24 protein-coding genes are annotated in these 24,703 nt (G+C 63.9%); 5 read left to right on the plus strand and 19 right to left on the minus strand.

From position 1 onward, the window contains the following. Positions 1 to 5: 5 nt before the first annotated feature. The 11 genes from AC1Q64_RS10280 to AC1Q64_RS10330 form a co-directional block, all read right to left on the minus strand. Positions 6 to 497 (minus strand): GspH/FimT family protein, encoded by a 492-nt coding sequence (locus AC1Q64_RS10280; protein WP_366827608.1) that lies wholly within the window; start codon positions 495 to 497, stop codon positions 6 to 8. A gap of 44 nt (positions 498 to 541) precedes the next feature. After that, entirely contained in the window at positions 542 to 988 is a 447-nt protein-coding gene (gene gspG, locus AC1Q64_RS10285; RefSeq protein ID WP_291434031.1) for a type II secretion system major pseudopilin GspG, read from the minus strand. 33 nt (positions 989 to 1,021) lie between these two features. Next, complete coding sequence (locus tag AC1Q64_RS10290) at positions 1,022 to 2,233, minus strand: type II secretion system F family protein (protein ID WP_291434032.1); 1,212 nt, start codon at positions 2,231 to 2,233, stop codon at positions 1,022 to 1,024. Then, a complete protein-coding gene (locus AC1Q64_RS10295) occupies positions 2,226 to 3,944 on the minus strand; it encodes a GspE/PulE family protein (protein ID WP_492251421.1) in 1,719 nt (572 codons plus the stop codon). The genes AC1Q64_RS10290 and AC1Q64_RS10295 overlap by 8 nt, the downstream gene beginning before the upstream one ends. A gap of 69 nt (positions 3,945 to 4,013) precedes the next feature. Further along, positions 4,014 to 4,964, minus strand: coding sequence for a glycosyltransferase family 2 protein (locus AC1Q64_RS10300; RefSeq protein WP_492251260.1), 951 nt, complete (start codon positions 4,962 to 4,964; stop codon positions 4,014 to 4,016). A gap of 71 nt (positions 4,965 to 5,035) precedes the next feature. Beyond that, the gene (locus AC1Q64_RS10305) at positions 5,036 to 6,229 is read right to left on the minus strand and encodes a DUF1972 domain-containing protein (protein ID WP_291434038.1); all 1,194 of its coding nucleotides are present in this window, start codon (positions 6,227 to 6,229) and stop codon (positions 5,036 to 5,038) included. After that, complete coding sequence (gene rfbC, locus AC1Q64_RS10310) at positions 6,226 to 6,771, minus strand: dTDP-4-dehydrorhamnose 3,5-epimerase (RefSeq protein ID WP_492251261.1); 546 nt, start codon at positions 6,769 to 6,771, stop codon at positions 6,226 to 6,228. The genes AC1Q64_RS10305 and rfbC overlap by 4 nt, the downstream gene beginning before the upstream one ends. Before the next feature lie 6 nt (positions 6,772 to 6,777). Then, positions 6,778 to 7,662: a glucose-1-phosphate thymidylyltransferase RfbA gene (rfbA, locus tag AC1Q64_RS10315; RefSeq protein WP_291434042.1), complete on the minus strand. Its 885-nt coding sequence runs from the start codon at positions 7,660 to 7,662 to the stop codon at positions 6,778 to 6,780. 14 nt (positions 7,663 to 7,676) lie between these two features. Continuing rightward, positions 7,677 to 8,567: a dTDP-4-dehydrorhamnose reductase gene (rfbD, locus tag AC1Q64_RS10320; RefSeq protein WP_492251262.1), complete on the minus strand. Its 891-nt coding sequence runs from the start codon at positions 8,565 to 8,567 to the stop codon at positions 7,677 to 7,679. Next, the gene (gene rfbB / locus AC1Q64_RS10325) at positions 8,564 to 9,658 is read right to left on the minus strand and encodes a dTDP-glucose 4,6-dehydratase (protein ID WP_492251263.1); all 1,095 of its coding nucleotides are present in this window, start codon (positions 9,656 to 9,658) and stop codon (positions 8,564 to 8,566) included. Before rfbB ends, rfbD begins: the two co-directional genes overlap by 4 nt. A 111-nt stretch (positions 9,659 to 9,769) precedes the next feature. Then, positions 9,770 to 11,755: an SDR family oxidoreductase gene (locus tag AC1Q64_RS10330; RefSeq protein WP_492251264.1), complete on the minus strand. Its 1,986-nt coding sequence runs from the start codon at positions 11,753 to 11,755 to the stop codon at positions 9,770 to 9,772. A 227-nt stretch (positions 11,756 to 11,982) separates the two neighbouring features. Here AC1Q64_RS10330 and AC1Q64_RS10335 point away from each other — a divergent pair, with 227 nt between their 5' ends. The 3 genes from AC1Q64_RS10335 (at position 11,983) to AC1Q64_RS10345 (ending at position 14,313) form a co-directional block, all read left to right on the plus strand. Beyond that, positions 11,983 to 12,588 (plus strand): phasin family protein, encoded by a 606-nt coding sequence (locus tag AC1Q64_RS10335; RefSeq protein WP_291434050.1) that lies wholly within the window; start codon positions 11,983 to 11,985, stop codon positions 12,586 to 12,588. A gap of 229 nt (positions 12,589 to 12,817) precedes the next feature. Then, complete coding sequence (locus AC1Q64_RS10340; protein ID WP_492251265.1) at positions 12,818 to 13,480, plus strand: TetR/AcrR family transcriptional regulator; 663 nt, start codon at positions 12,818 to 12,820, stop codon at positions 13,478 to 13,480. Positions 13,481 to 13,536: 56 nt separating this feature from the next. Then, positions 13,537 to 14,313 carry a tetratricopeptide repeat protein gene (locus AC1Q64_RS10345; RefSeq protein WP_492251266.1) on the plus strand — a complete coding sequence of 259 codons (777 nt, stop codon included), beginning with the start codon at positions 13,537 to 13,539 and terminating at the stop codon, positions 14,311 to 14,313. Positions 14,314 to 14,614: 301 nt separating this feature from the next. Here the strand turns inward: AC1Q64_RS10345 and AC1Q64_RS10350 are convergent, their stop codons facing one another. Continuing rightward, positions 14,615 to 15,382, minus strand: coding sequence for a type III pantothenate kinase (locus AC1Q64_RS10350; RefSeq protein WP_291434055.1), 768 nt, complete (start codon positions 15,380 to 15,382; stop codon positions 14,615 to 14,617). A gap of 179 nt (positions 15,383 to 15,561) precedes the next feature. On the opposite strand from AC1Q64_RS10350, the gene lysM reads away from it, so the two are divergent. Continuing rightward, a complete protein-coding gene (gene lysM / locus AC1Q64_RS10355; protein WP_291434057.1) occupies positions 15,562 to 16,050 on the plus strand; it encodes a peptidoglycan-binding protein LysM in 489 nt (162 codons plus the stop codon). Between the two features lie 76 nt (positions 16,051 to 16,126). Here the strand turns inward: lysM and AC1Q64_RS10360 are convergent, their stop codons facing one another. From AC1Q64_RS10360 to AC1Q64_RS10390, 7 genes are all read right to left on the minus strand, one after another. Continuing rightward, positions 16,127 to 16,543 (minus strand): rhodanese-like domain-containing protein, encoded by a 417-nt coding sequence (locus AC1Q64_RS10360; protein ID WP_291434059.1) that lies wholly within the window; start codon positions 16,541 to 16,543, stop codon positions 16,127 to 16,129. Between the two features lie 15 nt (positions 16,544 to 16,558). Beyond that, positions 16,559 to 17,521, minus strand: a complete 963-nt coding sequence (locus tag AC1Q64_RS10365; protein ID WP_291434061.1) for a M48 family metallopeptidase — start codon at positions 17,519 to 17,521, stop codon at positions 16,559 to 16,561. Positions 17,522 to 17,531: 10 nt separating this feature from the next. Continuing rightward, on the minus strand, positions 17,532 to 18,305 hold the full coding sequence (locus AC1Q64_RS10370; RefSeq protein ID WP_291434063.1) for a lysophospholipid acyltransferase family protein: 774 nt from the start codon (positions 18,303 to 18,305) through the stop codon (positions 17,532 to 17,534). Between the two features lie 64 nt (positions 18,306 to 18,369). Continuing rightward, positions 18,370 to 18,987 carry a D-glycero-beta-D-manno-heptose 1,7-bisphosphate 7-phosphatase gene (gmhB, locus tag AC1Q64_RS10375; RefSeq protein ID WP_291434065.1) on the minus strand — a complete coding sequence of 206 codons (618 nt, stop codon included), beginning with the start codon at positions 18,985 to 18,987 and terminating at the stop codon, positions 18,370 to 18,372. A 47-nt stretch (positions 18,988 to 19,034) separates the two neighbouring features. Then, positions 19,035 to 21,176, minus strand: coding sequence for a glycine--tRNA ligase subunit beta (glyS, locus tag AC1Q64_RS10380; RefSeq protein ID WP_291434067.1), 2,142 nt, complete (start codon positions 21,174 to 21,176; stop codon positions 19,035 to 19,037). A 20-nt stretch (positions 21,177 to 21,196) separates the two neighbouring features. Next, a complete protein-coding gene (gene glyQ / locus AC1Q64_RS10385) occupies positions 21,197 to 22,102 on the minus strand; it encodes a glycine--tRNA ligase subunit alpha (RefSeq protein WP_008907201.1) in 906 nt (301 codons plus the stop codon). A 343-nt stretch (positions 22,103 to 22,445) separates the two neighbouring features. Then, the gene (locus tag AC1Q64_RS10390; RefSeq protein ID WP_099731311.1) at positions 22,446 to 23,522 is read right to left on the minus strand and encodes a type II asparaginase; all 1,077 of its coding nucleotides are present in this window, start codon (positions 23,520 to 23,522) and stop codon (positions 22,446 to 22,448) included. Between the two features lie 208 nt (positions 23,523 to 23,730). Between AC1Q64_RS10390 and AC1Q64_RS10395 the strand changes: the two genes are divergently transcribed. Next, positions 23,731 to 24,660 carry a LysR family transcriptional regulator gene (locus tag AC1Q64_RS10395; RefSeq protein ID WP_099731312.1) on the plus strand — a complete coding sequence of 310 codons (930 nt, stop codon included), beginning with the start codon at positions 23,731 to 23,733 and terminating at the stop codon, positions 24,658 to 24,660. Positions 24,661 to 24,703: the final 43 nt, after the last annotated feature.

The following is a 24,703-nucleotide window of genomic DNA, read 5'->3' on the forward strand; positions in this document are numbered from 1 at the left end:
CCCCATCATGATGGGGCCACGGCGGCGTCTTGCTCGACCGTGCCTAGCAACCAGTTCACCCGAAATGCCACGCCCTGCCCTCCCCGCAACACCGCCAAACGCCCTCCCTGCGCTCCGCCATCGGCATTGAACACAAAGACCGGAACACCCGGCCCGGACGCCACCCCGGCACTGCGCGCAATGGCGTCCCATTGGACCAACAACGCAGCGGGGATGTCGAGGTATAGCCGCCCATCGATCAGGAGCTTGCGAATTTCGGGCTGGTAAGTGACAACCACAGACCGCCCCTCCCGCACGCTGAGTGCCCGCGCCTGCTGAAGCTGGCTGGCAACATCGCGCACGGTCTGGTGATAGCGGGATCGCTCCATGAACGATTGCCCCCCCACCCCGACCACCGACACCGCAATAGCAGCCACAACCAGTACTACCAGCAGCTCCAACAAGGTGAACCCTTGACTCGCGGGGCCTGTAGGGTGCGCCCGAAAACGCCCCATCATGCGATGCTTGTCACTGAATAGCCATCCTGTGCTGCAAATGCTCTTCAGTTGTAGACATCGGCGTTCTCGCCGTCGCCGCCAGGCTTTCCGTCCGCCCCTAGGGAAAACACATCTGGCCCCCCATGACGGCCGGGGTTCTTGTACAGGTAGGCAGCACCCCAGGGGTCGGTAGGCAGTCCCTTTTTCAGATAGGGTGCCGTCCACCCCTGGGCAGTGGCAGGCCGCTCAACCAAAGCCCGCAAGCCTTCCGCATCGGTGGGATAGCGCCCGACATCCAGCTTAAAGAGATCCAGGCTTTGTTCGATCTCGGAAATCTGGACCCGGGCCGTCTTGGACTTGGCACCACCGAGCTGGTCGAGCACCTTGGGGCCAACCAAACCAGCGAGCAGCGTCAGGATCACCAGCACCACCAACAATTCGATCAGGGTGAACCCCGAGGAACGACGGATTTTCAAAGCACTTCCATTACTGCAAATTTTTGTAATATTCATGACGAACTTTCTCAGACAATCAAATATTCAATATCAAATAGTGTCATTGATGGATAACACACCACCCAGAATGGCAATAATAATGAAAGCCACCAGCGCCCCCAACACGATGATAATCAATGGTTCCATGGCCGCCAGTACGCGCCCCATGGTCCGCCGACCTTCATCTTCATAACGGTCTGCCAAGCCAAGCAAGGTAATATCAAGCTGCCCGGTTTCTTCAGCAACACGAATCAGCTGCGGCGTGCTGGATTTGCCCAGATAGGGAGAAACAAAACCTGTGGACAGCCGTTTGCCAGCCTTCACCAATCCCACCAGCGGCTCAATGTCCTTGCGCAAAGCGGTATTGGTCAACGTATCTATCGCGATTCGCAGGGCGTCGACCATGGGCACGCCGCGCTGCAACAGGATGCCAAAGGTTCGAAAGTAGACCGCGAACTGCAGGTTGCGCAGGACCTTCCCAAACAGGGGGATGTCCAGCAGCAGGCTGTCAAGACGCAACCGCCCGTCCGCAGACGCAGTCCAGCGCGAGCCCAGAAACAGCATCACCGTCACGCCAGAAAGAAGAGCCATCCAGTGCGAACGGATCATGTCGCTCAGGTCCACAACGAGGCGCGTCGAATACGGCAACTTGTCGCCCATCGAGTCGAAAATCTCCCGGAACTGTGGCACGACGAACGCCAACAGCAGTATCACGGAGAGCACCGCCACCACTAGCAGGATGACGGGATATGTCATGGAAGAGATGACGTAATTGCGTAGCTTATCGTCAGCCTCCAGTTGAACCGTCAGCTCCTTGAGCACCACGTGCAGCGAGCCCGATGTTTCCCCGGCACGGATCAGCACCAAGTACTGGCGGCCAAGGTCGCTCTCGAACGGAAGCAGGGACTGGTAGAGCGACTTGCCGCCCCGCACGCCTTCTTCCACCTTGGAGATAAAGACCTGCAAACGGGCCGTGTCGGCCGTCTCCTTGAGCATGGCCAGCGCCTTGTCGAGCGGCATGTTCGCCTGCTTCAAGTGCGCCATTTCACGGCTGAACAGCAGGATGTCGGCTCGCTTGAGTCGGACGCCGCCGCGGCCCCGTGGCACATCCTGGGACGACTCTCCGCCTGCGCCAGCGATACGCACGGGCGTCACGCCCTGGCCGATCAGGCGCAACCTCGCAGTTTCTTCATTCGGCGCACGGATGGACCCCTGGCAGGCCTTGCCGTCTGCCATCACACCATCGTATTGAAAATCAATCATTTTGACGAGCGACGCGCAACACTTCCTCTGCAGTTGTCAAACCCTTGAAGACCTTGGTGGCTCCATCGTTCAACAAGTTCCCCCCGGCGTAGGCGCCAACGTCGCCGCCAAGGGAAGAGCCTCGCTCCAGCACGACCTTCTTGACCTCGTCGGTCAGGACCAGCAGCTCATGGATGGCCACCCGCCCCCGATAGCCCGTACCACGGCATGCGGAGCACCCCACGGCTCTGTACAGCGTCTGCCCTTCGGGCGCTGCCATGCCGAGGGAGGCTGCAGCGGCTTGCGCCTGGTCGGGCGTCAGCGGCACCTTGCACTCGCCGCACAGCTTCCGCACCAGGCGCTGCGCCAGCACACCCACGACAGAGGCGGTGATGAGGTAGGGCTCCACGCCCATGTTGATGAGGCGAACAATAGCGCCCAGGGCGCTGTTGGTGTGCAGCGTGGAGAGGACCAGGTGACCTGTCAATGCGGCCTGCACGGCGATTTCGGCGGTTTCCCCGTCGCGCATTTCACCAATCATGATGACGTCTGGATCCTGGCGCAGGAAGGAGCGCAGCACTTTGGCGAAGGTAAGGCCAATTTGTGGCTGCACCTGCACCTGGTTGAGCCACTGGAGGCGGTATTCCACCGGGTCTTCTACGGTCAGGATCTTGAGGTTCTCTCCCTCCAGCTCCTGCATCGACGCATACAGTGTGGTGGATTTTCCGGACCCCGTCGGACCCGTCACCAGAAAGATGCCGTGCGGCACGCTCAGCATCTGGCGCATGGCCCTGAGCGTGGGCGGCGTGAAGTTCAGGCTCTCCAGCGAGAGCAGATCGAAGTTCTTCTCCAGCAGCCGCATAACCACCGATTCGCCGAACATGGTAGGAATGGTGGAGACCCGTGCATCCATCTCCTTGCCGTGCACCCGCAGCTTCGTGCGGCCGTCCTGAGGCATGCGGCGCTCGGCGATGTCCAGCTGCGACAGAATCTTGATGCGTGACACGACCGCAGGCGCGTCCTTGTTGTCGATCTCGTCGATGGGAAAGATCTCCCCGTCAACGCGGATGCGCACCACCGACTTTTCTTCGTAAGTCTCGATGTGGATGTCCGATGCCTGCGCTGCCACGGCCTGCGCCAGGATATGGCTCACTCGCTGGATGATGGGCGCCTCGGACGCCATGTCGCGCAGGTGCTCGATGAACTCCGACGCCTCCGGCCGTTCGCCACTGCCTTCGTCATCCTGCGACGCATCCTGCAAATACCACTCGCTCAACTGGCTGGATATTTCCGATTCGAGTCCGAAAACGATGCGCGGTATGTCACCGAATACCAGCCGAAGCGCGCTCTGGAGCTGAGGGTCTCGGGGATCCACCGACGCGAAGTCGGGTGGCGAGCCCTCGTCCTCGGCGTCGCCTAGTGGCAACAGGTTGTGGGCCAGCAGGAAGCTGGTGTTCAGACGCGATGTCGTCGGCTTGTCCTTGGGAAACGCCTCCTGGCGCACCAAAGGGAGCCCCACCTGGCGGGACAGGGCGGAATACACATCAGCCTCGGACACCAGCCCGAGGCTGATGATTAGCCGGCCAAGGCGCCCCCCCATGGAGCGCTGGACCTCCAGCGCCCGGTCAAGGTCGTTGCGGGTGAGCTTCTGGTCGGCCAGCAGCATTTCCCCCAGCTTGGGCGCGGCGGCTTCAACGCTTTCCATATCGATTGTTTCAGCCGAAGATTTCATTACCAACGCCTTTGCACGTTTGCGAACCAGATACACTGGAATTTTTAATATCCACCCGGCAGAGTGTTGCTAAAACCAAAGCAAACAGCGGCTCAGCCGGTCCAGCTCGGGACCGAAATAATAATGGCGGTAGCGTGCGAGCCTCGCCCACAAAGGCCGGGATCTCCAAGACAGATATTCTGACACGTAGCCCTCGTCGCCCCCTTGCAGGTGCAGCCGCTGCCGCAAGGCCTCCGCCTGCAGCCGGGTGGCACGCCCCAGCATTCGAACCCTCTGCACCACGCCGCGGCCATCGGTGAGCATGCGCAGCAACCGGGTCTTCAGTCCACGGTCCTTGGCGCCAAGTTGGTTTGCGCCATGCTGGCGGTACAGGATCAGGGGTTGGTCGATGAAAGACCTGCGCCCGCTGCCACTGATCAAGGCGCACCACCAGTCGTGCATGATGGTTTCGGCGGGCAGCGGCAGGGCCCGCGCCAGCAGTGCCCGGTTGACCATCATTGTGCAGCCCGTTACCTGGTTCACGCTCAGCAGCGACAGCTGCGAGCAACCGGCAGGGTCCATCCTCTGATACCGGGCGAAGGACGGGGACAGCACCGCCAGGAATTCATCTACGACCGTGAGATCCGAATGGACCAGGCAGGGCACCGCGTGTGCGTCGCCGCCTTCGATACGCGCCATCTCGCGCAGCTGCGAGGCCATCTTTTCAGGCAGCCAGACATCGTCCTGATCGGCAAAGACCGCCCACCGTGCAAGGCCGTCGTTCAGGCTGGCCTGCATGAGGTTTTCGAAGTTGCGGACCACCCCCCTCCCGGCATCGGGGTTGGGCACCAGAACCAGCCGCTCGCCCAGCCGGGCTTCATACCGCCGCAGGATCGCAAGGGTTTCGTCCGATGACCCATCATCGCTCACGAGGATGCGCCACGAGGTGTGGGTCTGGGCCAGTATCGAGTCGAGCTGCTGCGCGAGGTACCGGGACCCGTTGTAGGTGGCCAGCAGCACATCAACCAGCACCGACTCCATGGAGGACGTCAGCGAAGTCACGGGCGCGGCACCCCTAGGCCCTGCAAGCGTGGACGCATCGGAATCGGCACTCACGGTGTGGCCGCTCCGGCAGGACGGCGGGGCTGGCACTCGGCACGCATAAGGGCTTCATAGGCATCTGTGATGCCCTCCCACGTGTAGTGTTTCGCGACGATGTCACGTGCACGCCGGGCACGCTGGGGCTGCAAGGCCGCTCCCTCCCTCACCACGCGGTCAAGGCTCTGGGCCAGCTGCTGCGGGGTGCTGAAATACTCGGCCGCATCGCGCGCCACCTCGCGGTTATAGGGGTTGTCATGCGCAACCACCCAGTTGCCGCAGGCCAGCGCCTCCAGCAGCGATGGGTTGGTGCCGCCTACCGAGTGCCCGTGCAGGTAGCACGCGGCATGCACGCGCAGACTGTTGAGCTGCGCCGCGTCGTAAATGCCGCCCACGAAGCGCACCCTGTCGCTGGCCATCGCCTTCAGTTGCTGCTGGTAGGCCGTGCCACCCGACACATCGCCCACCACCACCAAAGGCCAGTCGCCACCATGCAGCACGTGGCCCTGCACGATCTCCAGGATGTGGTTCTCCGGCTCGGGCCGCGCCACGACCAGCATATAGCGATGGGCCAGCAGCCCCCAAGCCGCCAACAGCGAAGGATCTGTCTGGTCCGCGTGGACCAGCTCCGCGCCATAGGCAATGAAGCTGCTCGGCGCGCCACTGGGGTACGTCTGCCGGAACCTCAGCGCTATGGCATCGGCATCCGCGATGAGGCGGGTGGCCACCTTGGACGCAACCCACTCCATGCAGCGCAGATACGTGCGCGCGCCCCAGCCCCATTTGCTGCGGGCCCACTCGAGGCCATCCACGTTGATCCAGACCGGCACGCCGAAGACGCGCGGCCACCAGCAGGCCCACGCCGCCCCGTAGCCCAGCATGTAGACCAGGTCATACCCGCGGCGCGCGTCCCACAGGCACGCGCTGTCGTAGGCCAGCACCGAAGCCGCCCCCCAACGGGGCCGGCGCCGGGAACGGACCCGCACGCCCTGGTACACAGTGTCTGCAACCGGCTGGTCGCCACACTCTGCATAGACCGTGACCTCGTGCCCACGCGCGGCCAGACGGGTGGCGAGCTGCTCGGCAAAGGTCTCGAAGCCTCCGTAGCTCGCGGGAATGCCCCGCGCGCCCAGCAAGGCTACTCGTAATGCAGTCCTGGGGGCCTCAGGCACCAGCGCATCGGGCGCATGCGCCGCCAGGGGGATCAAAGGTCCGCCTCGGCCAGCCAGCGCCCCGCCTGGTCCTTGGCCGACAGCTGGATGGCCACATCCAGGGATGGCCAGGCGATCGCCAACTGGGGATCGTCCCAGCGGATGCATCGCTCGTACTCGGGGCTGTAGTAGTCGGTGGTCTTGTAGAGAAAATCTGCCGATTCAGACAACACCAGAAAACCATGAGCGAGACCGGGCGGTACCCACAGCTGCCGGTGGTTGTCTTCCGTCAGCAATACGCCCACCCACTGCCCAAACGTGGGGGAGTCCTTGCGGATGTCCACGGCCACGTCGAACACGGCGCCCCGCACCACCCGCACCAGCTTGCCCTGGGCCCGGGGCGGCAGTTGGTAGTGCAGGCCGCGCAGCACGCCCTGGGTGCTACGGCTATGGTTGTCCTGCACGAACGCGGCCTGCACGCCAGTGGCCTCGCGAAAGGCCTTCTCGTTGAAACTCTCGTAGAAAAAGCCGCGGCTGTCACCGAACACCTTGGGTTCGATCAGCACCACGTCTGAAATAGCTTGCCGTATTGCTTGCATGGAAGATCAATAAACTTTGTCGTTCAGCAGGCGCTGCAGGTATTGCCCGTAGCCATTTTTGGCCAAGGGCTGTGCCAGCCGCTCCAGTTGGGCGCTGTCGATCCATTGGGAACGCCAGGCGATTTCCTCCGGGCACGCGATCTTCAGGCCCTGGCGATGTTCCAGGGTGGCAATGAACTGACTGGCTTCCAGAAGGCTCTCGTGTGTTCCTGTATCAAGCCATGCGTAGCCACGCCCCATGATTTCCACACTCAGTTGCCCTTGATCCAGATACAACCGGTTCAGATCGGTGATTTCGAGCTCTCCGCGCGGCGATGGTTTGAGACTCTTGGCAAGGTCCACCACTTGTCCATCATAAAAATACAAGCCAGTCACCGCATAACTGCTCTTGGGCTGCGCAGGTTTTTCCTCCAGAGAAAGCACTTTGCCCTGGGCATCGAACTCGGCTACGCCATAACGTTCGGGGTCCTGCACATGGTAGGCAAAAACGCTGGCGCCCTCAGCGCGCTGCTGGGCATTGCCCAGCAGTTCGTGGAAATCGTGGCCATAAAAAATGTTGTCACCCAGCACCAGCGCGCTAGGCGCCCCGTCCAAAAAGGACTCGCCGATTAAGAACGCCTGCGCGAGACCGTCGGGGCTTGGCTGAATCGCGTACTGCAGGTTCAACCCCCACTGGCTGCCGTCGCCAAGCAGTTGCTCGAACCGTGGCGTGTCCTGCGGCGTGCTGATGACCAGGATGTCGCGGATACCCGCAAGCATCAATGTGCTCAGCGGGTAATAAATCATGGGCTTGTCGTATACCGGCAGTAGCTGTTTACTGATAGCCAGTGTGGCCGGGTGCAACCGGGTGCCGGAGCCTCCCGCGAGGATGATGCCTTTGCGTTGTGTCATGGTCTGGGGCCCGTTCAGAGAATTTCCGTGAGCATGCGCGCCACCCCGGCCTGCCAGTGGGGCATCTGCAAGCCAAAAGTGGACTGCAGCTTGTCGGTGTTCAGGCGCGAATTGCGAGGGCGCACGGCAGGTGTCGGGAATGCGCTCGTGGGAACAGGCGCCACCTCTTTTGCTTTTATTTCGATAGCATTCTGCACTTTCTGTGCCTGCGCCAGCACGTATTTCGCGTACTCATTCCAGTTGGTCTCGCCAGCGGCTACGCAGTGGTACAACCCGGCATCCTGCGGGCGCTGCTGCAGGTGGCGCAGCGCGTGGGCGGTCACATCCGCCAGCAGGTCGGCGCCGGTAGGTGCTCCCCATTGGTCATCGATCACCGTCAGCCGTTCACGCTCTTGCGCCAGCCGCAGCATGGTCTTGGCAAAGTTGCCGCCGCGTGCTGCATAGACCCAGCTGGTGCGCAGGATGAGGTGTTTCGCGCCGGATCGCGCGATCAACTGCTCGCCCTCGAGCTTGGTACGCCCGTAAACGCTCAACGGTGCAGGCGTATCAGTCTCCACCCAGGGGCGGCTACCACTGCCATCGAAGACATAGTCGGTGCTGTAATGCACCAGCCAGGCACCGAGCTTCGCGGCCTCCTGCGCTATGGCGCCGGGCGCGGTAGCGTTCAGAGTGCGGGCGAAGTCTGCTTCGCTCTCGGCTTTGTCCACGGCAGTGTGAGCGGCAGCATTGACGATGATATCGGGGCGCAGCGCGCGCACCGTTTCGGCCACGCCGGCGGGGTTGGAAAAGTCACCGCAGTGCTCGGTGCTATCGAAGTCCAACGCCGTGACAGTGCCCAGCATCGACAGGCTGCGCTGCAGCTCCCAGCCGACCTGGCCACCCTTGCCAAACAGCAGGATGTTCATGCAGTGGCGCCCGTCACAGCCGCAGCGGAGGCCTCCTGCGCATACTGGGTCTGCACCCAGTCGCGGTAAGCCCCCGTCTGAACGCCGGCCACCCAGTCGGCATTCTCCAGATACCACTGCACGGTCTTGCGGATGCCGGTATCGAAGGTCTCGGCGGGCTTCCAGCCCAGCTCGCGTTCGATCTTGCGCGCATCGATGGCATAGCGGCGATCATGGCCCGGACGGTCCTTCACGTAGGTGATCTGGGTGCGGTAGCTCTGGCCGTCGGCGCGCGGGCGCAGCTCATCGAGCAGGCTGCAGACCATGTTCACGATATCGATGTTGGGCTTCTCGTTCCAGCCGCCCACGTTGTAGGTCTCGCCAGGGACGCCCGCATCCAGCACGCGGCGAATGGCGCTGCAATGGTCCTTCACGTAAAGCCAGTCGCGCACCTGCATGCCATCTCCGTACACGGGCAGGTTCTTGCCGGCCAGCGCGTTGACGATCATCAGCGGGATGAGCTTTTCGGGGAAGTGGTAGGGCCCGTAGTTGTTGCTGCAGTTGGTGGTGAGCACCGGCAGGCCGTACGTGTGGTGCCAGGCGCGCACCAGATGGTCGCTGGCGGCCTTGCTGGCGCTATAGGGACTGTTGGGCTCGAAACCACGGGTCTCGGCGAAGGCCGGGTCGGCAGGGGCGAGCGAGCCGTACACCTCGTCGGTGGACACGTGCAGGAAGCGAAACGCCGCACGTTCTCCCTCGGGCTGGGCACTCCAGTAGGCGCGCACTGCCTCCAGCAGGCGGAACGACCCGACGATATTGGTCTGGATGAAATCCTCGGGGCCGTGGATGGAACGGTCCACATGCGATTCGGCCGCAAAGTTCACCACGGCGCGGGGCTTGTGTTCGGCCAGCAGGCGCGCCACCAGTGCGGTGTCGCCGATATCGCCCTGCACAAAGATATGGCGCGCGTCGCCCTGCACGCTGTCCAGGTTGTGCAGGTTGCCCGCGTAGGTGAGCTTATCGAGGTTGACGACGGGCTCGCTGGAGGCAGCAAGCCAGTCAAGAACGAAGTTGGCGCCGATGAAACCCGCGCCGCCAGTAACCAGAATCATAGGGAGGGCCGTGTGAAATGCCAGCTCGGCAGAGCCCACGATTATCCCACCCCGCCCGGCCCCCGGGTAACAGAGTTCAACGCGGGTATTTCTGCCCGGGCCAGAGGGTCATCAAAAATGGATGCCACGCATCATCTGCTGCAGGGCCACCGCCTCGGCCGACAGCTGCGGCTTGGCGTCCTTGCTGCCCTTGGCAGCGGTGGAGTCCGGGAACATGCGAAAGCTCGTGTTCATGGTGATCTGCGCCACGCGTGGCACCAGCGCGTGCAGCAACTGGCCGGTGATGCCCAGGCGCGTGGCAATACGCACCGGCTTGAAGATGCACGCTTGGGCGATCATGTCCGCCGCCTCTTCAGGACTCAGCGTGGGCACGTTGTTGTAGATCTTGGTGGGCGCGATCATGGGTGTGCGCACCAGCGGCATGTTGATGGTGGTGAAGGTGATGCCCTGGTCGGCGAACTCGCTGGAGGCGCAGCGCGTCCAGGCGTCGAGAGCCGCTTTGCTGGCCACATAGGCTGAAAAGCGCGGCGCGTTGGTGAGCACACCAATGGAGCTGATGTTGACCACATGGCCCTTGCGCTTTTCGACCATGCCGGGCAAGAAGCCCATGGTCACACGCAGGCAGCCGAAGTAGTTCAGCTGCATGGTTCGCTCGTAATCGTGGAAGCGGTCGTAGCTCGACTCGATGGCGCGGCGGATGGAGCGGCCTGCGTTGTTGATCAGGAAGTCCACACCGCCATGCTTGTCGATCAGAAGCTGCACGAAGCGATCGCAGTCGGTCATGTCGGCAATGTCGGCCGAGTACGCGATGAAGCTGTAGCCTTTCGCCTTGGCTTCGGCACAGGCCTCGTCCAGCTTGTCCTGGTCGCGCCCGCAAATGATGGTGGTGGCACCCGCCTCGGCAAACTTGTGCGCCGCCGCCAGCCCGATGCCAGACGATCCACCGGTGATCAGCACCACCTTACCCGCCACCGTGCCCTTGAGGGTGCGATCAATGAACAGCTCAGGGTCCAGATTGCGCTCCCAGTAGTCCCACAGCCGCCAGGCGTAGTCCTTGAGATTGGGGCAGGTGACGCCGGAGCCCTTGAGCGCGGCCAACGTTTCGCGGCAATCAAAGCGCGTGGGGTAATTCACGAAGGTGAGCATGTCCTCGGGCAAGCCCAGGTCCTTCATCACCGCGTTGCGTACGCGGCGCACGGGCGCCAGCGCCATCAGGCTCTTCTTCACGCTCTTGGGGATGAAGCCCAGCAGCGCGGCGTTGACAAACAGGTTCATGCGCGGCGCATGGGCGGCGCGGCTGAAGATGTCGAGCACATCGCCCACGCGGTAGCCCACTGGGTCCACCAGGTGGTAGCACTTCTTGGAGATGTCCTTCTGGTGGCTGATGACGTTGAGTGCGTTGACCACGAAGTCCACCGGCACAATGTTCACGCGCCCCCCTTCCAGGCCCACTGTGGGCATCCAGGGCGGTAGCAACTGGCGCAGGCGCTGAATGAGCTTGAAGAAGTAGTAGGGGCCGTCGATCTTGTCCATCTCACCCGTGGCGCTGTCCCCCACCACCATCGCCGGACGGTACACCGTCCAGGGCACCTTGCAGTCCTGGCGCACGATCTTTTCGCTCTCGTGTTTGGTCTGGAAGTACGGGTGGTCCAGGCCCTCGGCTTCCTCGAACATGTCTTCGCGGAACACGCCTTCGTATAGACCTGCGGCCGCGATGGAGGAAACATGGTGGAAATGCCCGGCATCAATGGCCTTGGCCAGGTCCACCGTGTTGCGCGTGCCCTCGATGTTCACGGCCACCTGGGTTTCTTCGTCAGCAGAAAGGTCGTACACCGCCGCCAGGTGGTAGAAATGGTCGATCTGGCCTTTGAGCTTCTTCACGTCTTCTGCCGCAACGCCCAGCTTCTTCGCGGTGAGATCGCCAAACACAGGGACCGCACGCGTGGGCCCGACACCCCAGAAGCTGCGCAGGTCGGCCACCTTGTCCGCGCTTTCCTTGCGGATCAGGAAATGCACCACCGCCCCCTTGCGCTCCAGCAGCTTCTTGACCAGCCGCTTGCCAATGAACCCCGTTGCCCCCGTCACGAAATACTGCATGGATAACTCCTCTGAGATAGCTTCATTCTTGCCCAAGGCCTGCGCACCCCGATTCAGCAGAAACCCGCGCCGATACTAGGCGGGCAGCGAACGCCCCAGCTAGGTGGCACGCTCTACATTTTTAGGAGCGCGCGCCTACACCTGTCGCGCCGTGCGGCGTACAGTGCGGCCATGCGTCGAAGGCAACCCGCCCCGGCAAACCCAACCAACCGCACAACGGAGGCCCCATGGTCAAGAAACTGCAGAAACTCAGCGCCGACAAAAAGAAGAGCAACGCCCAACTGTCCAGCACCGTCAAGGACTCCGCCCAGCAGATCTGGCTGGCAGGCCTGGGTGCCTTCTCCAAGGCGCAGGAAGAAGGCGGCAAGGTGTTTGAAGCCCTGGTCAAGGAAGGCCTGACCATCCAGCGCAAGACCCAGGCCGTGGCCGAAGAAAAGATCACCGAAGCCACCAGCCGCGTGACCACCATGGCCAGCGACATCGGCTCCAAGGCCCAGGGCCAGTGGGACAAGCTCGAAAACATCTTTGAAGACCGCGTGGCCAAGGCCTTGGCCAAGCTGGGCGTGCCCTCTGCCCGCGACCTGGAAGCCCTGAGCGCCCGAGTGGACGCCCTGGCCAAGAGCAGCAAGGCCGCACCCGCCAAAGCTGCTGCCAAGGCAGCAGCCAAGCCCGTTGCCAAGGCCCCCGCCAAGAAGGCAGTGGCAAAGAAGGCCGCTCCTGCCAAGGCAGCCGCCAAGCCTGCAGCCAAGGCCCCCGCCAAGAAGGCGGCTGCAAAGAAGACCGCGACACGTGCCGCTGCCGACGCAGCCACCAGCACGCCATCGGCCAGCTGATCACGGCTTGCCACCGGCAAGCACCCAGCCCGCTCAAAGCGGTCCACGCGCCACGGCGTTTGGACCGCTTTTCTTTTTTTGGTGAAACCCATGAAGTGCGCTACAAGCAGCCTAGGCACTGCATACGCACCGCACCTTCATGTCGCACTGCAGCATGACCGCGTGGGTTAGAGTAGCCATCAGAGACAACGCAACAACGACGCCAAACGACGCGAAGGGGCCAGCACACATGGTGAAGAAAGCGCCACGCCGCACCGCAGAACGCATTCTGGAAGTGACGCTGGACCTGTTCAACCGGTTCGGTGAGCCCAACGTCTCCACCACCCTGATCTCGGCCGAGCTACGCATCAGCCCCGGTAACCTTTACTACCACTACCCGGCCAAGGACGAGCTGATCAACGCGCTGTTTGATCGCTACGAAGGCTCGCTCACCGAACTGCTGGCCGCAGCAGAGGGTGTGCGCAATGTGGAGGACGCCTGGTTCTTCATGCACTCCCTGTTCGAGCTGATCTGGCAGTACCGTTTCCTGTACCGCGATCTCAACGACCTGCTGTCCAAGAACCGGCGCCTGGAAACCCACTTCCAGGCCATCCTCAAGAACAAGACCCGCGCCGTGCGCGCCATGCTCGACGGTATGGGTCGCGCAGACGCGCTGCACATCGACTCGCGCGAACTGGAGGCCACCGCCACCAGCATGGTCGTGGTGCTCACTTACTGGCTGAGCTTCGAATATGTGCGCGACCCACGCCGTGCACTGGAGCCCGAAAGCGCCCAGGCCGCGCTGCTGCGCGGAGCCCACCATGTGCTGAACCTGCTCATGCCCTACCTCGAAAGCGGCCAGCGGGCCCACCTGCTGCAGCTGGTCGGCGCCTACGCAGCAGCGCCAGGCTGATACACGGCCCACCCGCTACAGACACCCACCAACAAGAACTTCCGGAGACACACACCATGGCCAAATGGACCCCCTTCCCCCACGCAGGCGACTACCAATTTGACGCTGCGAGCGTCAAGAAGCATTGGGCACGACTGCATGGAGGTGATGCCGAACCCTGCCCCAAGGACGCTGCCGCGCTGGAAGCCTGGGCGCTGTTCCACAACGGTGATTTTGAGAAAGCTGCGGCCGCGGGCATGGCAGCCGGTGGCGCGGGTATCACTGCCGCCAACAAGGCCACATCCATCTATGCCAACTACCTGGAGCCGAAGGAAAAGGCGCGCCTGGACCTTTTCATGCAGGTGGCTGAACGGGCGGAAGCCCAGGCTGCCAAGGAGCCCGATAACGCCAACGCCTGGTATTGGCATGCCTATGCGCTGGGACGCTACAGCCAGGGCATCAGCGTGGCCAAGGCGCTGGCGCAAGGGCTGGGTGGCAAGGTGAAGGACTCGCTGGAGAAGGCCATCGCCCTGTCGCCCAAACACGCGGATGCGCGCATTGCGCTGGGTGCCTTCCATGCTGAGGTGATCGACAAGGTGGGTTCACTGATTGGCAGCATGACCTATGGCGCCAAGAAGGACACGGGCCTCAAGCTGTTCCAGGAAGCCCTCAAGCTCAATCCGGGATCGGCCATTGCGATGATTGAGTACGCCAATGCCCTCGTCATGCTGGAGGGCGACAAGAAAATGAAGGAAGCCACCGCGCTCTACGAAAAAGCCGCCACTGCCGAACCCATGGACGCCATGGAGCGGCTGGATGTGGAGATGGCACGGGCGGAACTGGAAGAGGAATAAGGGAGCATCCCCCCGAGGCGCTTCGCGCCTTCCCCCTTCTCTCGAATCACTGCGTGATTCTGGAAGGGGGACGCCGCCAGCGCCCGCAAGCGAAGCGCCGCCTTTGCGGCTAGGCAGCCCTTGCGCGGCGGTCGCTGGTGTTTTGAGCAGCGACCGTTTCAACCCTCTGTGACGAAAGAAGTCCCACCAAAGACCGCGCAGTGAAAGGTTGGCTGGAGCGGTTTCCGATTTCCGGTTTCCGTTTTCTGGCGGGCGAATACCCGCTGCAAAACCCTCGCACTGCCATCTGCAGCCGCAGCCCTCAGCCCCCAAACCGCTGCGCGGCAATCTCCAGCAGCCCATCAAAAATCAGGTTGTCCACCAGCTCGAAGGGCCGCGTCATGCTAGGCGCCATCTTCCAGCCGGCGCCGCCCGTCATGATGCAGGCAGGCTCCTGGCCGCAGTGCTGCAGCAGGTGCTGGTACATGCGCTCCACGGCACCGGCGATGGCGTAGGTGCCGCCGCTGGTCAGCGCGTCGCTGGTGTTGGTGGGGAACGGGCGCACCTCGCCCGTGGGCACGTGCAGACCGGCGGTGCCGGACTCGAGCGCGCGCAGCATGATGCCGTGGCCGGGCAGGATAAGCCCGCCCATGAAACGGCCCTCGGTGTCGATGCATTCCACCGTCACTGCGGTGCCCACCATTACCACCACCAGCGGCCGTGCGGGGCCGCATGTCAGCACATGGTGGCGTGCACCGATCATGGCCACCCACCGGTCCGAGCCCAGGCGCGAGGGGTGGTCATAGCCGTTGGTCAGCCCCGCCTCCTGTGCCGAGGACACCACCCACGAGGGGGTGACGTCCCAGATTTCCATCTGCTCCTGCACGCGGCGTTTGACGGCATCGCCCGCCACCACACAGCCCAGCATGCGCTCCGGGTGGGGCAGCGACGCCCAACTGCCTTCAGCCAGGCGGTCGATATGGTCGAGGAACTCGGCGCCATGCGCAATGAGCGCAGCCCCGGGGCGGGGAGCGTCGTACAACGCCCATTTGAGACGGGTGTTACCGACGTCGATGGCCAGAAAAGTCATGCGGCGGATTATCCCGAGTTTTGCAACATGCCCCTGCCCGAGGGCGACAGTCACCGGCGCATCCGCCCTCCCGGCCCACAAATTGTGAAAAATCGTGTCGCGCGCCTGTCCGACACAACGCAGCCGTCCATTGCAGCTACAGTGACCTTTCCTGTTTCTGCAACATTAGGAGGTACGACATGGGTCTTTTCAGTTTCATCAAGGAAGCCGGCGAAAAACTGTTCGGCGGCAAAGAGGCGCAGGCCGCCACGGCAGCCGCCCCCACGCAGGATGAACTCAACGCCAAGGCATCCAAGGCCATCGAGACCTACATCGCGTCCCAGAACCTGGGCGCCAGCAACGTCCAGGTGGCCTTCGACGGCACGCAAGGCAAGGTCACCGTCAAGGGCACCGCCCCCACCCAGGCCGCCAAGGAAAAAGTTACCCTGTGCTGCGGCAACGTGGCCAGTGTGACCAGCGTCGAGAACCTGATGGATGTGACCAACCCCGAGCCCGAAGCCCAGTACCACGACGTGGTGCGCGGCGACACTCTGAGCGCCATCGCCAAGAAGTTCTATGGCGACGCCAACAAGTACCCCGTGATCTTCGAGGCCAACAAGCCCATGCTGAGCCACCCCGACAAGATCTACCCGGGCCAGAAGCTGCGGATTCCGCCGTTGGCCAAGTAATCTCTCGCAGATTCAAGCCCGCAGAGCTGCCAGCGCTAGTACAAAAAGCGCTGGTAGCTCTTTTTTTGATAGCAGATCAGCCTTGCCTCCATGGCAGACCGTGCAAGCGCCAGCCGCCGCGTTTGCCGCGCTGGCCCTGCGCATCGGCATCGCCCTCAAAACCCTCCAGGATGTTGTAGGCCGTGATCCCCAGTTCGGTGGCGCGGCGCGCGGCGGCAATGGAGCGCACACCGCTGCGGCACAGCAGCACGGCCCGTCCGCCCTCGGGCACAGCAGCGCGCATCTGGGCATCAAAATCGGCGTTCATAGCCATGCCCGGCCATTGTTTCCAGGCCACAGCGGCGGCGCCGGGCACATGGCCCACCCACTCACGTTCGGCGTCGCTGCGCACGTCCACCAGCACGGCCTGCCCGGCCTGCACCCATTGCCAGGCCTGTTGGGGCGTCACGTCACCGGCGTAGCCTTCGGCGGGGGAAATCTTGGCTTCGGTCATCGTCAGGGTCCTTCTTCAATCCCACAAGGGGGCGGGTTCGTCACGGAGATGGCTGCGCAGCTGCGCGTAGTCCGGCACCACGGTGGCCACGGTGTCCCAGAAGCGGGGGCTGTGGTCCATCACGCGCAGGTGGGCCAGTTCGTGCGCCACCACGTAGTCGATGATGGCCGGGCGGTAGTGCAGCAGGCGCCAGTTCAGGCGGATGGAGCCGTCGGCCTTGGCGCTGCCCCAGCGGGTGTTGGCGCTCGACAGGCGCAGGCTGGCCCAGCGCACACCCAGCAGCGGGGCAAAGTGGTCCAGCCGCTCGGTGAAGTGGCGGCGCGCGTCGCGCATCAACCAAGCCTGCACAGTGTCGCGGACCTGCGCAGCGCTGGCGCTATGGGGCAAGCCGATGTGCAGGCTGGGCGTGGCAGAGCCGCCCTGCTCCACCGCCACCACCAGCGCTCCGCCTTTGCCCGCGAAACTGTGGCTGGGGTCGAGCACCAGCCTCAGCGGCTCACCCAGATAGGGCAGCTCTGCGCCATGGGCCCAGACGATGCGGCCGCCTTCCATGCGCTGCTGGCGCTCGCGCGCCTCCGACAGCTTGCGCAGGATCCAGTCGGACTTCTCGCGCAGCGCGGCATCCACCGCGCCCAATGTCACCCAGCTGGGGGCCCGCACCGACAGGCCGTCAGCCCCCACAGTAAAGCCGATGCTGCGGCGGCGCGCGCGCTGCAGCGCATAGGCCACGACGGCATCTCCCAGCAGCACCTCGCGGCTGGCCTGGGGGTGGCGGAACTCGGCGGGGGACAACAGCGAGGGCAGCGGCACCGCTGGCGCTGCAGGCCGGCTCACTATAGTTTTAGGAGCTACCGGCGCTTGATCGACTAGCGCTTGTGGCTGATTGGGCTTGAAACCTGCAGCCACAGGACTGGGGCCTGCTGCAGGTGCCCCGGGTGGGTCAAACAGGTCCAGCGCCAGTTGCACAAGCCGCTGCATCACGGTCGGTTTACTTCCCGCTGGGTGCCGTGGTGTTGGCCGCCAGGGCCGGGTAAGCCTCTGGGTCCAGGCGGCGCATCTCGGCCTCGATCCAGGCCTCCACCTCGCGCATCAATTCGTCGGGCTGGCGCCCCACGCTGGAGATGGGCTTGCCAATCGACACATCCACCACGCCAGGGCGCTTGACGAACGCCTTGCGCGGCCACACCTTCGCCGAGGTGACGGCAATCGGAATCACCGGCGCACCAGTGTCAATCGCCAGGCGCGTACCGCCGGTCTTGTAGTTGCCCTTCTGCCCCCGCTCGATGCGCGTGCCCTCGGGGAACATGATGATCCAGATGCCCTTGGCCAGCAGGTCCTTGCCCTGCTGCACCACCTTGTTGAAGGCCTGCGTGCGCTGGTTGCGGTCAATGTGGATCATGTCCAGCCGCCCGATGGCCCAGCCGAAGAAGGGCACATGCAGCAGCTCCTTCTTGAACACGTAGGCCAGGGGGTGCGGCATGATCACCGGCATCAAAAAGGTCTCATACGTGGACTGGTGCTTGACCAGCAGGATGGCGCCTTCGTTGGCGCCCTGCGGCAGGTTCTCCATGCCGGTCACCTCGGCGCGGATGCCCAGGACTACCCGGGCGCCGCTGATGCACAGCGACAGCCAGGCCCGCGCGATGCGGTACAGGGGCACACCGCGCACGCCCAGCAGCGTGCCCAGCATGATGGCCAGCGCGTAGGGCACCACGGTGATGCCCATCCAGAGAAGGTGAATGACGGAGCGGAAAAAGGCCATTTTGGAGTCTCAGGGGCCACAAGCGCTAGTGAATCATGCGCCAGCAGCTATTAATTACATAGCATCAGGAACCAGCAGGGCCATGACCGGCGAGGGGCAGCGGTGCCGCAGCCACGGCAGACGCAGCACCCTGCACCACCGGCAGCAACTGGTCCACAAAATCGGCCAGGCTGGCGTGCACTTGTGTGCCCGGCGGCACACCCGCAGGCAGTGCCCCGCCCTGCCCCAACGAAGCAGACCGGCCGGTGCATACCAGGTGCAACTGCCCCCCCAGGGCGGCGCCCGCCTGCAGGTGGGCCTCGCAGTTGCCGACCACGCGGACCTCGTTGCGCTCTACGCCATAGCGGTCGCAAATCTGCTCCAGCAGGCCCGGCGCGGGCTTGCGGCAGCTGCAGTCCTCGTCGGCCGCATGGGGGCAATAGAACACCGCGTCAATGCGCCCGCCCACCGCTGCCACCTGCCGGTGCATCTTGGCGTGGATGGCGTTGAGCGCCACCACGTCAAACAGGCCCCGGCCCAATCCGGGCTGGTTGGTGGCCACCACCACATGCCAGCCCGCATGGTTGAGGCGGGCAATGGCCTCGAGCGCGCCCGGCACCGCCGTCCACTCGTCGGCCGAGGTGATGTAGTCATCCCCCAGCGGGTTGAGGGTGCCGTCGCGGTCGAGGATGGCGAGTTTCATAGGAGGTGTTTGCCTTGTGAGAACCACCAGCCTAACAGTTCCGGGGGTCAGGCAGCCAGCCGGGACAGGTCGGCCACGCGGTTCATGGCTTCGTGCAGCGTCTTGAGCAGGCCCTGGCGGTTCAGGCGCAGGTCCAGTTGCTCGGCGTTCACCATCACGTCGTCAAAGAACGCGTCCACGGGCGCGCGCAGCACGGCCAGGGTCTGCAGGCTGGCGGTGTAGTCGCCAGCGTCAAACTGGGCGTTGGCCTCGGGCACAAAGCGCTGCAGTGCGGCGTACAGGTCCTGCTCCGCCTTTTCCTGCAGCAGGTTGGGGTTGACGTGGGCATCCACCGGGCCTTCGACCTCGGCCTTCTTGAGGATGTTGCCCACGCGCTTGTTGGCGGCTGCCAGTGCGGGGCTTTCGGGCAAGGCGGCAAAGGCACGCACTGCGGCCAACTGCTTCTCGACCAGGGCCAGGCGCTGCGGGCGCAGGGCCAGCACGGCGTCCACTTCTTGCGCGCTGTAGCCTTGCTCACGCAGGCTGCCGGCGAGGCGGTCGTAGATGAAGTCAGCCAGAGCGGGCGTGGCGTCGGTGATCTTGTCGCCAAACGCAGGCACGGCACCGGCCAGCAGCGCGTTCAAGTCCAGCGACAGGTCCTTCTCGACCAGCATGCGGATCACGCCCAGTGCATGGCGGCGCAGTGCGAACGGGTCACGGTCGCCGGTGGGCAGGTTGCCGATGCCGAACATGCCGACCAGGGTTTCCAGTTTGTCGGCCAGCGCCACCACCACACCAGCGGTGTTGCGCGGCAGCGTGTCGCCCGCAAAGCGGGGCTTGTAGTGGTCTTCAATGGCGTGGGCCACGGTGTCGCCCAGGCCGTCGTTGAGGGCGTAGTAGCCACCCATGATGCCCTGCAGCTCAGGGAATTCGCCCACCATATCGGTCACGAGGTCGGTCTTGGCCAGCTGCGCGGCCAGATCGGCATCCTGCACCAGTTGCGCGTCGCCCAGCTGGGATGCGATCGCCTTGGCGATGGCGCGCACGCGCTCCACGCGCTCGCCCTGCGTGCCCAGCTTGTTGTGGTACACGACCTTGCCCAGGCCCTCGACACGCGAGGCCAGGGTCTTCTTGCGATCCTGGTCAAAGAAGAACTTGGCATCGGCCAAGCGGGGGCGTACCACGCGCTCGTTGCCGCCGGTCACAAAGCTCGTGTCTTCGGGGCTGATGTTGCTGACCACCAGGAACTTGTTGGTGAGCTTGCCCGCGGCGTCCAGCAGCGGGAAGTACTTCTGGTTGGCCTTCATCGTGAGGATGAGGCACTCCTGCGGCACACCCAGGAACTGCTCTTCAAACTGGCAGATGACCACGTTGGGCCGCTCGACCAGCGCGGTCACTTCGTCCAGCAGCGCTTCGTCTTCGATAGGGCGGGCGCCGTTGCCCACCTTCGCAGCAGCCGCAGCCAGCTGGCGCGCGATCTCGGCCTTGCGCTCGGCAAAGCTGGCGATCACGGCGCCGTCCTTCTTCAGGGTGGCGGCGTAGCTGTCGGCATCGGCCAGCACCACGGGCGACACGGCGGCTTCAAAACGATGGCCAGTGGTGCTGTTGCCAGCGGTCAGACCCAGCGCCTTCACGGGCACCACCGTGCTGCCATGCAGCGCGACCAGGCCGTGCGCAGGGCGCACAAAGTTCACGCTGGTCCAGCCGGGCAGCTCGCAGTCGGTTTCGAGCTGGTAGCTCATCACCTTGGGGATGGGGAGCTTGGCGATGGCTTCATCCAGCGCCTTTTGCAGGCCAGCCGCCAACGTGGCACCGGGCACCACGCTGTCGTAGAACAGGGCTTCGGCCTTGCCGTCCTGCGCGCGCTTCAAGGCGGCCACAGCGGCTGCGGGGTTGGACACATCGGCGCCCAGCGCCTGCAGCTTTTTCAGCAGCGCGGGCGTGGCGTTGCCGTCCGCTTGAAGGCCCACGGTCACGGGCATCAGCTTTTGCTGCACGGCCTTGTCAGCGGCCTTGTCGGCCACCGCCGTCACATGCGCAGCCAGGCGGCGGGGCGAGGCAAAGGGCGTGACCACCGAGGCAGCCGTCGCCAGGCCCTGGGCCTTGAGCTGGTCGCCCAGCACGGTGGCGAAGGCATCGCCCAGCTTTTGCAGCGCCTTGGGGGGCAGTTCTTCGACAAACAGTTCAACGAGGAGGTTTTGGGTCGTCATGTTCTTGTTCTTTCGCTCGTTCACGCTGCCTTTTTGACCATCTGTTCCACCCACTCGCGCGGTGCCATGGGGAAACCCAGGCGCTCACGGCTTTCGTAGTAGCTCTGCGCCACGGCACGGGCCAGGTTGCGGATGCGGCCGATGTAGGCAGCGCGTTCGGTCACGCTGATGGCGCCGCGCGCGTCCAGCAGGTTGAAGCTGTGCGCGGCCTTGAGCACCTGCTCATACGCAGGCAGCGCCAGCTGCTGCTCCATCAGGTACTTGGCCTGCTTTTCGTGCGCGTTGAAGGCCGTGAACAAAAAGTCCGCGTCGCTGTGCTCAAAGTTGTAGGTGGACTGCTCCACCTCGTTTTGCTTGTACACGTCACCGTAGCTCAGGGTGTCGGTCCACTTGAGGTTGTAGACGTTGTCCACGCCCTGCAGGTACATGGCCAGGCGCTCCAGGCCGTAGGTGATCTCGCCGGTGGCGGGCTTGCAGTCGATGCCGCCGACCTGCTGGAAGTAGGTGAACTGCGTGACTTCCATGCCGTTGAGCCACACCTCCCAGCCCAGGCCCCAGGCGCCGAGCGTGGGGTTCTCCCAGTCGTCTTCGACAAAGCGGATGTCGTTCTTTTTCAGGTCGAAGCCCAGGGCTTCGAGCGAGCCCAGGTACAGCTCCAGGATGTTGGCCGGTGCGGGCTTGAGCACCACCTGGTACTGGTAGTAGTGCTGCAGGCGGTTGGGGTTCTCGCCGTAGCGGCCGTCCTTGGGGCGGCGGCTGGGCTGTACGTAGGCGGCCTTCCAGGGCTCGGGGCCGATGGCGCGCAGGAAGGTGGCAGTGTGCGAGGTGCCGGCGCCCACTTCCATGTCATAGGGTTGCAGAAGGGCGCAACCCTGCGCGTCCCAGTAGGACTGCAGCTTCAAAATGATTTGCTGGAATGTCAACATGGCGTCTGTGGCTGAGGCACTGGCAAGCCAGGGCCTGGCAAGTAAGGGGAAAAAGAAGAAAACGCGGTGCGCGAGCCAAACCCAGCGCCCGCCGCCCCATGGGCAACAAGGACGGGCATCGCGCGCGCAAACCGGTGATTTTACGGCGCGCCGCCGAACGCGCTGAAGAGCAACCAGGCAACTGCGGCTGCCCCCATGAAAAAAGGCCGGAGCCCTTTTGGAGCCCCAGCCTTCCCAACCAGTCACGCGAGCTATAAGCCGGTGCGTACCGGTGGCCACACGGGTGTGGCCGTCAACGCATGCATCGCGTCAAAGCATGGCGTTCTAACCTCGGAAACAGGGATCAATACTCCCAGAAAATGCGCTGCAGTTCCTTGCTGTCGTTGGTCTTGGTCAAAGCGACCATGGCCAGGATGCGGGCCTTTTGGGGGCGCAGGTCATGGGCCACCACCCAGTCGTACTTGTCGTCGGGCTGCTCGGCATTGCGCAGCACAAAACCATCGGGCACGCGGGCCGAACGGATGATCTGCACGCCCTGGCCACGCAAGGCCTTGAGCGAATCGACCGCCTGTGCAGCCACCGAGCCGTTGCCGGTGCCGGCATGGATCAGCGCCTTGACGCCGGCCTTGCCGTAGGCCTCGATGCCCGTGGTGTTCATGTTGCCGTAGCCGTACACGATGTCCACGGCGGGCAGCGCCTTGATGTCGTCGATGTTGAACTCGGAGTTGGTCGTGTGGCGCTTGACCGGGGCGCGGAACCAGTAGTTCTTGCCTTCCACCACCATGCCCAGCGGGCCCCACTGGCTCTTGAAGGCCTCGGTCTTGATGTTGATGGTCTTGCTCACATCGCGACCGCTCTGGATCTCGTCGTTCATCGTGACCAGCACGCCCTTGCCGGCGGCGTCCTTGCTGGCGGCCACGGTCACGGCGTCGTACAGGTTCAGCGCGCCGTCAGCCGACAGGGCCGTGCCGGGACGCATGGAGCCGACCACCACGATGGGCTTGTTGGTGCGCACGGTGAGGTTCAGGAAGTACGCGGTTTCTTCCAGGGTGTCGGTGCCGTGGGTGATCACGATGCCGTCCACGTCCGCCTGCTTGGCCAGGGCCGACACGCGCTGGCCGAGGCGCAGCAGGTGCTCGTTGGTAAAGCTCTCGGAGGCGATCTGGAACACCTGCTCACCCGACACCTTGGCCACATTGGCCAGCTCGGGCAGGCCCGCCAGCAACTTATCGACTGGCACCTTGGCTGCGGCATAGGTTGCGCTGTTGGCGGCCGAAGCGCCTGCGCCGGCAATGGTGCCGCCCGTGGCCAGCACCACCACGTTGGGCTTGGCAGCCTGGGCCATGGCCACAGCGGAGGCCGCAGACAACAGCAAACCCGCGAGCCAGCGGCTGGCGGTGGGGGAGGAAGAAATACGCATGAGGTTGTCTCCTGATTTTTTTGGGTGGCAGCGCGTGTTGCGCTGCTTTGTGCAAAACCGCCGGTGGAGCGGTGCCGCATCCTATGAGAAACCAGAACACAGTCATGCGGAATAATTGACCCACCCTTATGAATTCAGCTCACACCCCTGAACTGCCGTTCGAAGGCCATGAAGTGCCGCTCGGCCACCGCCACAAGACAACTCCGCCATGAACTTGAGACAACTGGAAGTTTTTCAGGCCGTGCTGCAAACCGGCAACATGAGCGCAGCGGCGCGGTTGCTGTGCATCACCCCCTCAGCAATCAGCAAGGCCGTGGCGCACACCGAGCTGCAGCTGGGCTACCGGCTGTTCAACCGCTCGCCCGCAGGCCTGACCCCGACGCCCGAGGCCCAGGTGCTGGCCACCGAATCCACCGGCATCTATCGGCAACTGGATGCGCTCAAGCGCACCGCGCGCAACCTCGCCACCAGTGACTCGGGCGATGTGCGGCTGGGCGCCATACCGTCCATCACGCACGAATTTCTGCCGCGTCTGCTGCAGCACCATGCCGAGCAGCATCCGCAGGTGGGTGTGGAGGTGCGCACTATCCACCAGGATCAGATGACGCAGGCCCTGCTCACGCGCAGCGTGGACTTTTGCCTGGGTTTCTACAAACATCCCCACCCACAAATCGCGAGCGACCTGCTGGTCAGTGGTCGCCTGTACCTGGCGGTCGCGACCAGCGTGTGGGCGCGAGCTCCCCGTGCCGCCAGCCCCGGTGCGCGGCTGGCGCAGGTGCCCGTGATCCGCCTGGTGGGCGACGACCCCATGCGCCAGGCGATTGACGAAATCGCACACCGCCTCGGTTCCCCCGCCGGGCCCGGCATCCAGGTGCAGACATCACGCCTGGCGCTGGAACTGGTGCGCCGGGGCATGGGCTGGACGGTGGTGGACTTTCTCACCGCCAAAGGGCTGGACCCTGCACAGATGGTGGCGCAGGAGCTGCACGAGCTGGCCCCCATGTCGCTGTACAGCTACCACGCGCGCGCCTTTCCGCCCGGTCTGCAGGCCACGCGCATGCTGGGCATGCTGCCCGCCTTGCTGCACGAGGCCCTGCAGCCCAACCCCAAGGCCCGCCAGGCGCTGACGGCCCGATAGAGCCCATGAAAAACGGCCTGCATGTCCAGAGACAGGCAGGCCG

It is taken from the genome of Acidovorax sp. GW835-FHT14G06, assembly GCF_058793595.1.

Excerpts from the sequence above, each read along its gene's own strand:
- lysM (WP_291434057.1), top strand. The coding sequence starts at position 15,562 with ATGGGTCTTTTCAGTTTCATCAAGGAAGCCGGCGAAAAACTGTTCGGC.
- AC1Q64_RS10340 (WP_492251265.1), top strand. The coding sequence starts at position 12,818 with ATGGTGAAGAAAGCGCCACGCCGCACCGCAGAACGCATTCTGGAAGTG.
- AC1Q64_RS10360 (WP_291434059.1), bottom strand. The coding sequence starts at position 16,543 with ATGACCGAAGCCAAGATTTCCCCCGCCGAAGGCTACGCCGGTGACGTG.
- AC1Q64_RS10370 (WP_291434063.1), bottom strand. The coding sequence starts at position 18,305 with ATGGCCTTTTTCCGCTCCGTCATTCACCTTCTCTGGATGGGCATCACC.
- AC1Q64_RS10345 (WP_492251266.1), top strand. The coding sequence starts at position 13,537 with ATGGCCAAATGGACCCCCTTCCCCCACGCAGGCGACTACCAATTTGAC.
- AC1Q64_RS10295 (WP_492251421.1), bottom strand. The coding sequence starts at position 3,944 with ATGAAATCTTCGGCTGAAACAATCGATATGGAAAGCGTTGAAGCCGCC.
- glyS (WP_291434067.1), bottom strand. The coding sequence starts at position 21,176 with ATGACGACCCAAAACCTCCTCGTTGAACTGTTTGTCGAAGAACTGCCC.
- AC1Q64_RS10290 (WP_291434032.1), bottom strand. The coding sequence starts at position 2,233 with ATGATTGATTTTCAATACGATGGTGTGATGGCAGACGGCAAGGCCTGC.
- AC1Q64_RS10365 (WP_291434061.1), bottom strand. The coding sequence starts at position 17,521 with ATGCAGCGGCTTGTGCAACTGGCGCTGGACCTGTTTGACCCACCCGGG.
- AC1Q64_RS10350 (WP_291434055.1), bottom strand. The coding sequence starts at position 15,382 with ATGACTTTTCTGGCCATCGACGTCGGTAACACCCGTCTCAAATGGGCG.
- AC1Q64_RS10395 (WP_099731312.1), top strand. The coding sequence starts at position 23,731 with ATGAACTTGAGACAACTGGAAGTTTTTCAGGCCGTGCTGCAAACCGGC.
- rfbC (WP_492251261.1), bottom strand. The coding sequence starts at position 6,771 with ATGCAAGCAATACGGCAAGCTATTTCAGACGTGGTGCTGATCGAACCC.
- gmhB (WP_291434065.1), bottom strand. The coding sequence starts at position 18,987 with ATGAAACTCGCCATCCTCGACCGCGACGGCACCCTCAACCCGCTGGGG.
- rfbB (WP_492251263.1), bottom strand. The coding sequence starts at position 9,658 with ATGATTCTGGTTACTGGCGGCGCGGGTTTCATCGGCGCCAACTTCGTT.
- AC1Q64_RS10330 (WP_492251264.1), bottom strand. The coding sequence starts at position 11,755 with ATGCAGTATTTCGTGACGGGGGCAACGGGGTTCATTGGCAAGCGGCTG.
- AC1Q64_RS10390 (WP_099731311.1), bottom strand. The coding sequence starts at position 23,522 with ATGCGTATTTCTTCCTCCCCCACCGCCAGCCGCTGGCTCGCGGGTTTG.
- AC1Q64_RS10280 (WP_366827608.1), bottom strand. The coding sequence starts at position 497 with ATGATGGGGCGTTTTCGGGCGCACCCTACAGGCCCCGCGAGTCAAGGG.
- rfbD (WP_492251262.1), bottom strand. The coding sequence starts at position 8,567 with ATGAACATCCTGCTGTTTGGCAAGGGTGGCCAGGTCGGCTGGGAGCTG.
- AC1Q64_RS10335 (WP_291434050.1), top strand. The coding sequence starts at position 11,983 with ATGGTCAAGAAACTGCAGAAACTCAGCGCCGACAAAAAGAAGAGCAAC.
- AC1Q64_RS10300 (WP_492251260.1), bottom strand. The coding sequence starts at position 4,964 with ATGGAGTCGGTGCTGGTTGATGTGCTGCTGGCCACCTACAACGGGTCC.
- glyQ (WP_008907201.1), bottom strand. The coding sequence starts at position 22,102 with ATGTTGACATTCCAGCAAATCATTTTGAAGCTGCAGTCCTACTGGGAC.
- gspG (WP_291434031.1), bottom strand. The coding sequence starts at position 988 with ATGAATATTACAAAAATTTGCAGTAATGGAAGTGCTTTGAAAATCCGT.
- rfbA (WP_291434042.1), bottom strand. The coding sequence starts at position 7,662 with ATGACACAACGCAAAGGCATCATCCTCGCGGGAGGCTCCGGCACCCGG.